Raw genomic sequence first — 10,398 nt, forward strand, 5'->3', positions numbered from 1 at the left:
TTACCGACAAACTTCCTTTAAAGTGCTGGTAAAATTTGGATAAGAAATAGCAGCCGCTTCAGCACGGTGAATAGTAGTAGTTCCACTAGCATTAAGAGCAGCGATCGCTAAACTCATACCTATGCGATGATCTGTATGGCTGTCTACTTCCGCACCCACCAAAGCAGTACCACCAACAATTTCCATCCCATCGGGTAATTCTGTCACTTTTGCACCCATTTTATTGAGTTGTTGCGCCATTACGGTAATGCGATCGCTCTCTTTAACTCGCAACTCTGCCGCATCTCTAATAATAGTTGTCCCTTGGGCAAACGTCGCAGCTACCGCTAAAATGGGAATTTCGTCAATTAATCTCGGTATAATATCCCCAGCAATGGTACAGCTTTTTAACTGACTAGAACGCACCCGCACATCTGCAACCGGTTCTCCTGCAACTTCCCGTTGGTTTTCTAGCTGGATATCTGCACCCATCATTGCTAAAGCTTCTAAAATTCCCGTGCGGGTGGGGTTAACACCGACATTTTCCACCACCAACTCAGAACCAGGAACAATAGAACCCGCAACTAGCCAAAAAGCCGCAGAACTAATATCACCAGGAACAACAACTTTTTGCCCGTATAATTTCGCATTTCCCGTCACGGTAACGCTGTTAGTTTCCGGGTCTATACTTAATTCTGCCCCAAAAGCTTTTAACATCCGTTCACTGTGATCCCTTGATAAAGCGGGTTCGGTGACTGTTGTTTTCCCTTCGGTGTTTAAACCTGCAAGTAAAATACAAGACTTGACTTGCGCTGAAGCAATGGGTGAATGATAATGAATCGGTTTGAGTGCTTGTCCTTGAACTGCTAAAGGTGCTAAAGTATTACTGTTACGACCCCAAATTTCAGCGGACATTTGTTGTAAAGGTTTAACAACACGGGACATAGGACGCGATCGCAAAGAGTCATCACCAGTCACAGTAAAAAACCGCCCTGGATGGGAAGCTAACAAACCCAACATTAACCGGATAGTTGTACCAGAGTTACCCGCATTTAATACATCCATTGGTTCTTGGAAATTACCTAAACCAATACCCTTCACCCGCACCAACTGGGTATTTAATTCCGAAATTTCCGCACCCAGCGCCTGGAAACAGTGAGCAGTGCTGCGGGGATCTTCACCTAAAAGCAGTCCTTGAATTTCCGTTTCCCCTTCAGCGATCGCACCTAACATCAAAGCCCGATGGGAAATAGATTTATCCCCAGGAATACTGATACGACCTTGTAGAGACAGTCCAGAGGGAGGACGCTGAATAATTAAGTTTTGAGAAGCGTTTTCTTGAGTTTGTAATGTTATAATAGCAGCCAACATTAGGATACACTAGCTTTTGAATAGACCGGAAATTTTGCAGTGACATCTAATGCCGCCACTGGTTAATTCCTTCCTAGTATCCTACCGCTTTTTATTGTCCGCAACCCAATCCAATCAGCCCCAGTTTAGACTAGCATTTTTTTAGATATTGATAAAAATATTCACAACCTTGATCCACAGACTGATTCTAGCCAGAAAAAACATTGTTTTCGGGTTTTAGCTTGCAATCCTAGCCGTTTGCATCTTGATTTGTGTAGATTAACAAATTAGTAGATTCGGTTAATATGAATCAGGTTTTACTATTTAGTTGTTTAAACTAACTTTTTAAAACACCTAGTGTTGGTTTGATTTTATTCAACTGCTTCTATCACTTATCGTTCCCATGCTCACTCATCACCGCAAACCTATTTGTTTATCAATTATTTCCACTGACTTACCAGTTTGGTCTGTAGTGGAAACTTCTGGAACATTATATCAAAAAGATACTGACAGATTTCACTTACTATTGACTGCACCACCTTTAATCAGTTGTGAAGTAGGAAATTTAAGCAGTCGAGAAAATCCTGTTCCTCAAACTAAAAAAAATGTTGAAATCCCCACAAGTCCCAGAATTTTGTGGTTGGAAATTTCACCCTACCGAATCATTATGACTATGCAAGGTAACACTCAAGTAAGTTACCGACATTTCTGGGAACAGGGCGTTTATGGCATTAGTCGTTATTGGTTGCCTAATGAATCTTTGCAACCACACAAGCCTATTTGTTTACGTAACTTTACTAATAGCTTAGATCTTACCGGACAAAAATTACCAGAACATCTGCGACTTGACTATGAATTGTGGTCAGAAAAGGTACAACTAGGACGCTATATACTGAATTTGGAAATTGATAACTAATTAGGGGTTGCTGAGAAAGTCTTTCCGTGAGGGCATAGGAGTCAGGAGTCAGGAGTCAGGAGTCAGGAGTCAGGAGTCAGGAGTCAGGAGTCAGGAGGAGATTTGAAAATTTGTTTGCCATCTCTTGAAATCCCCAAAAATGCACACTTTTTCCGGTATACCCTTCAAAACCCTTGCACTAATTTCTGTGTTTATCAGCCTCTAACCTTTGATATATCAAGGTTTTAGGTTTATTCAGCAAACCCTAATTAGGCTTATTGAGTCGTTTTTAGGTGAAACATTCTGCTCTTTTTTCTCGTTTCTCGTTCTCATACTCTGTATTTCTCATTCCCAGTCGGAGACTGGGAACGAGAGAGCGAGAGAAAGCTTTTGCGTGAGAATATGGTTCTACAGACTTTGGAAATATTTATCCAAAGCTTCGTGTACTAACTCTGTCATGGGTTTATTGAGTTTTTCTGCGGTTTCTTTGAGTTGGGAATAAACATCATCTCGTAAACTCACCCTATGACGTGATTTTCCGCTGCTGGTGGGTTCTCCCGGTGTATAAGTGGCTGAAAATTCACGGATAGCATCAAAACCAATGCGATCGCAAAAATCCCCAAAGCTTTCTTTTCCTTTCCGTGATTTTTTAAAGAAGACAAAAATCGGCTCTAAAAAGCTTTCGATGTCGTTGTGGTGCAATTTTTCAATGATCGGTTGTGCTAACCGCGTTTGATCTGGTGAACCACCTAACCACACTTGATAAGATTCCGGCGCACTACCTACAAATCCTAATTCTGCCATATAAGGACGAGCGCAACCATTGGGGCAACCTGTCATCCTTACCACAAAGTGGTCTTTTTGTAAACCCACTTGATCTAATAAAGTCCGAATTCTTTCTAAAATACCAGGAATTGCTCTTTCTGACTCGGTAATAGCTAAACCACAGGTAGGTAAAGCGGGACAAGCCATAGCATAGCGGGTTAAAGCTGCAATTTGACTAGGATCAGCAATAATACCGCATTTATCTAAAATTTCTTGAATTGCTTCTTGATCTTCTGGTGCAATATCGTAGAAAATCAGGTTTTGATTTGGTGTGAGGCGGATGGGTAGGTTAAACTGTGCAACAATTGTCCGCAAAGCGGTTTTGAGTTGAAAAGAACCTTCATCTTTTACCCGACCATTATCAATGGAAATACCTAAGAACAGTTTACCGTCCCCTTGTTCATTCCATCCCAGAAAATCTTGATATTTGAATTTGGGTAATTGTTTAAAAGGTTCGACAGCTTTACCAAAGTATTCTTCCACCTTGCTGCGGAATTTTTCCACACCCCAATCATTGATTAAATATTTTAATCTAGCGTGTCTTCTGTCGGTGCGATCGCCATAATCTCTTTGAGTGGCAACTATGGCTTTGACGATATCATAAACATCATCTTTTGCCACATAGCAAATGGGATCAGCTAGTCGCGCAAAGGTTTCTTCTTTATTGTGGGTTCTTCCTAAACCACCACCAGCAAAGACGTTAAAACCTTGGAGTTCTCCTTTTTTATTGGTCATTACTACCAATGTTAAATCTTGGGAATACAAATCTACAGAATTATCACCAGGTACAGTTACGCAAACTTTAAATTTGCGTGGCATATAATGAGTACCATAGATTGGTTCTACGGAATCATGAAAAATAGTCCCAGTGCCATTTTTTTGTCGTGCTGCTTTCACATCTGGGTGTTCTTCAGCACTAATGGCTTTTTCCCCATCCAACCAAATTTCATAATAAGCACCGGTTTGGGGTGAAAGCAAATCAGCGATATTTTGGGCATATTCCCAAGCATACTGATATTCTGAGCGATTTTTAAAGGGTGCAGGGGGAGCCATAACGTTACGGTTGATGTCACCACAAGCACCCAAAGTAGAACCGAGATTTTTTACAATAGTAGCGATCGCCGCTTTGAGATTCTTTTTCAAAATCCCATGTAGCTGAAAACCTTGGCGGGTAGTGGCTCTTAATGTATGATTACCATATTCATCCGCCAATTTATCTAAAGCCAAATATAGCTGCGGTGGTACCAACCCACCAGGATTTTTTGTCCGCAGCATCATTTGATAATCTTTTTCCTGTCCCTTAACACGATTATCACGGTTATCCTGTTGATAAGATCCGTGAAACTTCAGAATCTGTATAGCATCTTCACTAAAATGGGTTGTATCCTGAAGTATTTCAGTCGCTACAGGTTCACGCAAAAAATTACTATTTTCTTTGAGACCTTCAACTTTAGAAGGTTTACGGGTACTAACGGGAGAAGGCGCAGAGTTAATCATTACAGTAGTATGTTTGTCAATAATGCAGCAGTTAAAGAATAATTAAAAATTTAGCTACACTTTTTCTGCTGGTAGAACACCAAAAATCCGCTCGGAATTATGAATAATAACTTAATTTTAACACAGTTAAAAGCCGGCTCCATTAGTGATATCACACTTAACAAAACCAGCTATTTCAGTATTTTAGATGTAAATCAACAGTCAGGAGGCAGGAGTTCAGGAGTTCAGGAGTTAGAAGAATAAATAACTAATGTTTCTTTCCCAGTCCCCAGTCACCAGTCCCCAGTCCCCAGTCCCCAATCACCAATCACCAACTTACTTAAAGCGATAACCGATACCACCATTAATGCTCACAGCAGAAGCATCACTATTTTGATAAGCACCGAGTCCTACTTTAGCGTTAGTGTAAACCAGGAAATTCTTAGTAACTTCAGATTCGACTCCAGCACCGACAACTACAGAATCTTTATTACCCAAGGGAGTGGGTTTACCGTCATTTTCTACGAAAGAATAGCCACCAGTAACAAAGACATTGGTTTTATTAGCAATGGGTAAATCTACAGAAACTTCAGGGATGATAGCAGCTGTTTCATCACCCCAGAGGACGTTACCCCGTGCGGAAAAAGGAGTATTTCCCAATTTTAAACGACCTGTGACATTGCCGCCAAAGGTAGCATCATCGTTACCTTGTCCACCACTGGTAACACCAGCAGCTACACCAACACCAATATAACTAGCATCTGTGCCTTTTTGAGTTTCGGCAGCAGCTTTACCCACGGAAAGAAATGCAGGAGTAATTACTAAGGAAGATAAAGCAGAAATTGTCACTAAAGACTTGAGTAAGCGTTTCATAAGTTTTACCACAATTTAGAAGTTTTACTGTTAAATTCTAAGTCGAATCGGAAGTTGAAATGTTCCAGATGATTTGAAAATTTACTAAATTCATTGTTACTATTAATGCAAGATGTTGAACTTATCGGTATTTAGTAAACTTTTGCATCCTTGGTTATAGTTACACTGCCATCTTTGAGTATTCCAGGTGATCAGGTGACAGTTTACTAATCGTCACTGAGCAATATAAAATGATGATAAAAACTACAAAGGTATTATCGGGTTTGCTGGGTGTGTGTGTTGGTGATGCTTTGGGTGTACCGGTGGAGTTTACAAGTCGTGCAGAACGTCTCAAATCTCCGGTCACATCTATGTTAGGTTATGGTACGTGGCATCAACCACCAGGAACATGGTCTGATGACAGTTCTTTAACTTTGTGTTTGGCAGAATGTTTGTGTGATGGTTTTTCCCTAGATGCTATAGCTCGTTCCTTTTCCCGCTGGTACACAGAAGGTTATTGGGGCGCTCATGGTAAAGTTTTTGATATTGGTGGAACTACCAGACAAGCTATTATTAATTGGCAACAAGGAGCAACACCCCTAAAAGCAGGTGGTACTGGTGAAAATAGTAATGGCAATGGTTCTTTAATGCGAATTTTGCCAATGGCTTATTTTTATCAAACCTTGACTTTTCAGGAATTAATAGAACGAGTCCATCAAGTTTCTTGCATTACTCATGGCCATCTGCGATCGCAAATGGCTTGTGGCATTTATATTAGTATTGCTGTAGAGCTATTGGCAGGAATAGAACCCAAAGCAGCTTATTTGCAAGGGTTGGACAAGATTCAATCACTCTATTCTAGTGGGGAATATGCCTTGGAAAAACCCCATTTTGATAGAGTTTTCAGTGGAAAAATTGCTGATATACCCATCAAAGAGATTAATTCTGGTGGTTATGTAATTGATACCCTAGAAGCATCTTTATGGTGTTTTTTAAATAGCTCATCCTACGCCCAAGCTGTACTTCAAGCCGTTAACTTAGGCGGAGATACGGATACTACTGCTGCGGTGACAGGTGGGTTAGCGGGAATTTATTATGGCGTGGAAGGTATTCCTTCAGAATGGCTGGATCAAATTGCTCGGAAACAAGACATTATAGACTTGAGCAGTCGTTTGTCATTATTTATAGGGAATAGGGAATAGGGAATTGGGAATAGGTAATAAATGAACTCCTGATTTCTGACTCCTGACTCCTGACTCCTGTAAGGGCGAAGCATTCGGGCGAACAATTATTAATTTTTCTCCAAAGCTATTTTCCGAATGCTTCGCCCCTACTTTGCCCTTACGACTTCTGACTGCTGACTGCTATACATAACGAAAAGACTATTATATTTTTACCTGTTCATTGATCCATTGTTGGTAGTCAGTACCAGCAAGGAGAATAGGTAGAGCGATAATTTCTGGCAGTTGATAGGAATGAATTTCTCTGATTTTGGCTGCTAATGTAGAGAATAACGCCAAATTAGTCTTAATCATTAACTGCCATTCATTCTTTTTGTGAATTTCTCCTTGCCATCGGTAAATAGAGTAGACGGGTGACAAACTGACAGCAGCTGCGAGTTTAGCTTCGATCACAGTTTGAGCGATCGCCTTAGCTTCCTCTTCAGTGGCAGTTGTCACCATAACTACACCATAACCAGTTGGTTGCTGCAACATTGCTAAACCAGAGACAGAGAGTAGACTTGACCATCAATTAACAAGCGAGTGATACCTTTGGCTTGGAGATGGTTACTAGCCTTATGCAGCATTCTACTGTCAGGAACTTTAATCACGCGATCGCGTTTGGTAGAAAAGCGTTTGGCCACGCGATGATTATCAAACACTGGCAGAGTTTTCTGCTGGGTTTCAATAGTAGGAATAGCTCCCAAGTCCCCAAAATCCTTGAGTGGTCTAGTAATTAATTCCGCAGAGCGATCGATTACCAGATAACAAGTTTTCGGCAAAGATGCCACAGACAAGGGTAAAACTTGAACTGCTCCTTCTCCTGGTCTACGTCTGGTAACTAGAGGTGTAGGTTCTTCAAAATCTTCGTCTTCAAAATCCTCCTCATCTTCAAACAAATCATCGTCTAAATCATCCAAATCATCAGACTCATCCAGTAAATCATCATCGAACATATTGCTGATGACGTTTTCTTCTGGCTCCTCATCCTCTAGTATGGTTCTGGGGATGCTGGGTATTTCAGGTGGCCGATGTCGGACGATTTCTATTTCCCTAGCTACCGGCAATTCTGGTTTTTCCGTGGCAGAAGAGCGTGTTTTCACCCTTCTAATAGCCGGGATAGGAGGTGGAATTTGTTCAGACTTAGGAGCCTCTTTCACCTCTTTGATGACCGTTTTAGGTGGTTCAACCTTGGGCAACTCTAAGCTAGGTTGATCACTGCTTACAGGTGCTGTTTCGATTTTTGGTTGTTGACTCAACAGGGGTAACTGCTCGTAACTTACTTGCGCTCTGCCTTCAGGGGTTCTGGCAGCGCGTTTTAAAGAAACAAGATATTCGTAATCTTCTTCGGGTAAGGTACTTTTAAGCAGTCGGCTAATGGTTGAGTTGCTTACTCCATAACGTTCTGCCAAAGTCGAGGTAGTTTCGGCAGTTTCTCTATATAACTTGAGAATTTCTTGCTTGTCAGAATCTGTTAATTTTCTCACGGTAGACACCAAAATTTGTTAACTGCGTTTGCGTCCACTAGTACGCCACTTGAGGCTCAATGATGCTTCGTATTCCAGAGCAGCGCCCATACCAAATAACACTCCACTCAACACCTAGAACACTTCTAGTATGTCTCCACTTTGATAATTTGGAAGATAGTTAGTGGCATATTTAAACCACATATCTGCAATGTAGAGCGAAAATGCTGCGGCTGCAATCATTCTCCATGACCGGGAAACTTTTCCTCCCCAAAACGCTAATAACATGATTGTAGCGATAATTAATAACAACACATCACTAATTACATAAAACCAATCTAAAATCAGTTTTATTTGCATCAAAATACCACTTGTTTGAGCGAATGGTGCTGCATTTTGCTGAGAAATGAACCAAGCCACAAAACTTCCTAATGCACCAACAGCAAACACAATTAACCATTGCCATTTTTCTAAGTTGATGCGTCGGGAGAACAAAGCTAGAGCCATACCTCCACCCAGGAAGATATAAGTCATGACAAAAAACACATCTGCTATAGACACATCCGGTTCTTCGCCTAAACCTATTTCTATATAGCCAAAAACTATCCCACCGATAAAATAAGCCAGCATACCTAAGCCGATAAACAGCCAAACCTTTCGGCTGCTGATAATTTGGGTACTTTGCCAGTTTCGCCAACAGAGAACAGCAGAACCCAAGTAAGCTGAAGCTTCAAAGATATTGGTTCCTAATAAATACCAAACTTCACGAATTTCTTCGCCGTTGGGACTACCAGGGATTTTGGCGCTGAACAACAAGAAGTATAACAGGGCTAACATTGCCCAGCCAATACTAATCAAAATGATTCTTTGAGTCGTGAAAATGGTTTTTGCTTTGTAAGAATCGTCGTAGGATTTACTCATAGGTTTTCACTAGGTAAATGCACTGTACTACTATTTTTGACATAATTAAGGTCTTATGTAATTGAAATAGTATTAATTGCTCAATGTGATACCTGAAGTTGGGTAACACTGAAATCATTTGTGAGCCAATAATATTCATCCTACTGCCAAAGTTTACTCAGTGGAGATTGATTTAACCAACCGATAAATATTAATAGTTCTTCTTCTGGCATATCTTGTAGCCTATCCTCTAATTGATGAGCAAAGTTTATATCACCAAAATATGTTTTTCCTAGTCGGTGCAGTTCTTCCAGGAGAATAATTACATGAGTTTCTTGCCAAGGAGGCAGTTTGGGCATTTGTGAGGGTTCAACAGTTAGCAGAGCTTTGGTTGACTCTGGGGAAGATGCTTGGGGAAATTGTTTTTGCTGTAATATCCCTGTGATATCTTTTTCAAATAAACCTGCTTGTCGATTACCTAATAAATCTTCAATATCCATATAAACGGCTTGCAGGAGTAAAATACTCGCCAATGTCAAAATCTCAATATTGCTATGGCTACCTGTATCACTGTCTAGCTGTTCCAAGGGAATTTTGCCCCAGACGCTAAAGCGTTCGGGTTCTTCCAGCAAGACACAGGCTTTACCTCGATTGTCAGTCAGCGATCGCCACAGAGTTTTAGCTTTAACCTCTTGACTAGCTTTAAAAACACTTATCAGGCGAAAGGTTGGCCCCTGATAATGGAGGATCGGCACCTTCTGATCCCGCGTTGGGTGCTGAACGTTAGATATTTCAACATCCTGGCGTTTAAGAATAAACATGGCACTAGCAACTAACTCCTCACAGGGGCTGTTTTGATTTGGGATTTGTCTTTCATTTGGGCAAAATGGACTCAAGTATAATAATTTATATTATGGTGAAATAAAATTAGACGTTTGCCAAATACTTTACCAGATATCTGCCAAATATCTGTATGAGAGGATTAGCACTCAAGGTAAAGTTACCCCTTGACATCTCAATATATCGTAAATACCTACTTGGTTTCGTTTTTTAGTTTACATCTACTGGTTCATGAGGTGATGGTTCGTTATAAAAATTGTTAAATATTTAATTCTATCTTGCTTTTTACTAGGAACAGCGTATATAATAATCAAGGATGGTTTGTTCAAAAGCCAGATACGAGTCTTGGGCGCGTAGCTCAGTGGATAGAGCAATTGCCTTCTAAGCAATCGGTCGCAGGTTCGAACCCTGCCGCGCTCGTTTTCAATCAATATTCATCCTCAATGCTTGTAACTAGGGCTTGCTGAATAAACCCAAAATACTCGTAAATCAAAGGTTTGAGGCTGATCAGGAGGAAAGAAAGTGCAAGATTTTTGAAGGGTATACCTTAAAAACTGTGCATTTTGGGTCTGATAAATTAGAAAATCTGGGGATA

At 40.6% G+C, this 10,398-nt stretch carries 9 protein-coding genes, 1 tRNA gene and 1 pseudogene; 4 read left to right on the forward strand and 7 right to left on the reverse strand.

The genetic code is table 11. The features are described from left to right. Window positions 1-1,350, reverse strand: coding sequence for a 3-phosphoshikimate 1-carboxyvinyltransferase (gene aroA, locus PN497_RS24145; RefSeq protein ID WP_096571531.1), 1,350 nt, complete (start codon window positions 1,348-1,350; stop codon window positions 1-3). Between the two features lie 382 nt (window positions 1,351-1,732). Between aroA and PN497_RS24150 the strand changes: the two genes are divergently transcribed. Then, entirely contained in the window at window positions 1,733-2,245 is a 513-nt protein-coding gene (locus PN497_RS24150; protein WP_096571533.1) for a hypothetical protein, read from the forward strand. Between the two features lie 387 nt (window positions 2,246-2,632). Here PN497_RS24150 and sir read toward each other — a convergent pair whose 3' ends face one another. After that, window positions 2,633-4,546 (reverse strand): sulfite reductase, ferredoxin dependent, encoded by a 1,914-nt coding sequence (gene sir, locus PN497_RS24155; protein WP_096571535.1) that lies wholly within the window; start codon window positions 4,544-4,546, stop codon window positions 2,633-2,635. A gap of 99 nt (window positions 4,547-4,645) precedes the next feature. Here sir and PN497_RS24160 point away from each other — a divergent pair, with 99 nt between their 5' ends. After that, window positions 4,646-4,789 (forward strand): hypothetical protein, encoded by a 144-nt coding sequence (locus PN497_RS24160; RefSeq protein ID WP_272110977.1) that lies wholly within the window; start codon window positions 4,646-4,648, stop codon window positions 4,787-4,789. Window positions 4,790-4,861: 72 nt separating this feature from the next. Here the strand turns inward: PN497_RS24160 and PN497_RS24165 are convergent, their stop codons facing one another. Beyond that, on the reverse strand, window positions 4,862-5,398 hold the full coding sequence (locus tag PN497_RS24165) for an outer membrane beta-barrel protein (protein ID WP_096571537.1): 537 nt from the start codon (window positions 5,396-5,398) through the stop codon (window positions 4,862-4,864). Between the two features lie 233 nt (window positions 5,399-5,631). Between PN497_RS24165 and PN497_RS24170 the strand changes: the two genes are divergently transcribed. Next, complete coding sequence (locus PN497_RS24170) at window positions 5,632-6,579, forward strand: ADP-ribosylglycohydrolase family protein (protein WP_096572810.1); 948 nt, start codon at window positions 5,632-5,634, stop codon at window positions 6,577-6,579. Window positions 6,580-6,762: 183 nt separating this feature from the next. Here the strand turns inward: PN497_RS24170 and cutA are convergent, their stop codons facing one another. From cutA to PN497_RS24190, 4 genes and pseudogenes are all read right to left on the reverse strand, one after another. Beyond that, window positions 6,763-7,092, reverse strand: coding sequence for a divalent-cation tolerance protein CutA (gene cutA, locus PN497_RS24175; protein WP_187041094.1), 330 nt, complete (start codon window positions 7,090-7,092; stop codon window positions 6,763-6,765). Between the two features lie 2 nt (window positions 7,093-7,094). Continuing rightward, window positions 7,095-8,084 (reverse strand): helix-turn-helix domain-containing protein, encoded by a 990-nt coding sequence (locus tag PN497_RS24180; protein WP_096571539.1) that lies wholly within the window; start codon window positions 8,082-8,084, stop codon window positions 7,095-7,097. Between the two features lie 18 nt (window positions 8,085-8,102). Beyond that, a pseudogene (locus PN497_RS24185) lies at window positions 8,103-8,984 on the reverse strand (hypothetical protein). A 140-nt stretch (window positions 8,985-9,124) separates the two neighbouring features. Further along, window positions 9,125-9,784: an Npun_F0813 family protein gene (locus PN497_RS24190; RefSeq protein ID WP_096571541.1), complete on the reverse strand. Its 660-nt coding sequence runs from the start codon at window positions 9,782-9,784 to the stop codon at window positions 9,125-9,127. Window positions 9,785-10,150: 366 nt separating this feature from the next. On the opposite strand from PN497_RS24190, the gene PN497_RS24195 reads away from it, so the two are divergent. Then, window positions 10,151-10,223 (forward strand) — tRNA-Arg (locus PN497_RS24195). Window positions 10,224-10,398: the final 175 nt, after the last annotated feature.

The organism is Sphaerospermopsis kisseleviana CS-549, assembly GCF_028329225.1.
GTDB classification, from domain to species: Bacteria; Cyanobacteriota; Cyanobacteriia; order Cyanobacteriales; family Nostocaceae; genus Sphaerospermopsis; species Sphaerospermopsis kisseleviana.

Coding starts and splice junctions, on each gene's coding strand:
- aroA (WP_096571531.1), bottom strand. CDS start 1,350: ATGTTGGCTGCTATTATAACATTACAAACTCAAGAAAACGCTTCTCAA.
- PN497_RS24150 (WP_096571533.1), top strand. CDS start 1,733: ATGCTCACTCATCACCGCAAACCTATTTGTTTATCAATTATTTCCACT.
- sir (WP_096571535.1), bottom strand. CDS start 4,546: ATGATTAACTCTGCGCCTTCTCCCGTTAGTACCCGTAAACCTTCTAAA.
- PN497_RS24160 (WP_272110977.1), top strand. CDS start 4,646: ATGAATAATAACTTAATTTTAACACAGTTAAAAGCCGGCTCCATTAGT.
- PN497_RS24165 (WP_096571537.1), bottom strand. CDS start 5,398: ATGAAACGCTTACTCAAGTCTTTAGTGACAATTTCTGCTTTATCTTCC.
- PN497_RS24170 (WP_096572810.1), top strand. CDS start 5,632: ATGATAAAAACTACAAAGGTATTATCGGGTTTGCTGGGTGTGTGTGTT.
- cutA (WP_187041094.1), bottom strand. CDS start 7,092: ATGTTGCAGCAACCAACTGGTTATGGTGTAGTTATGGTGACAACTGCC.
- PN497_RS24190 (WP_096571541.1), bottom strand. CDS start 9,784: ATGTTTATTCTTAAACGCCAGGATGTTGAAATATCTAACGTTCAGCAC.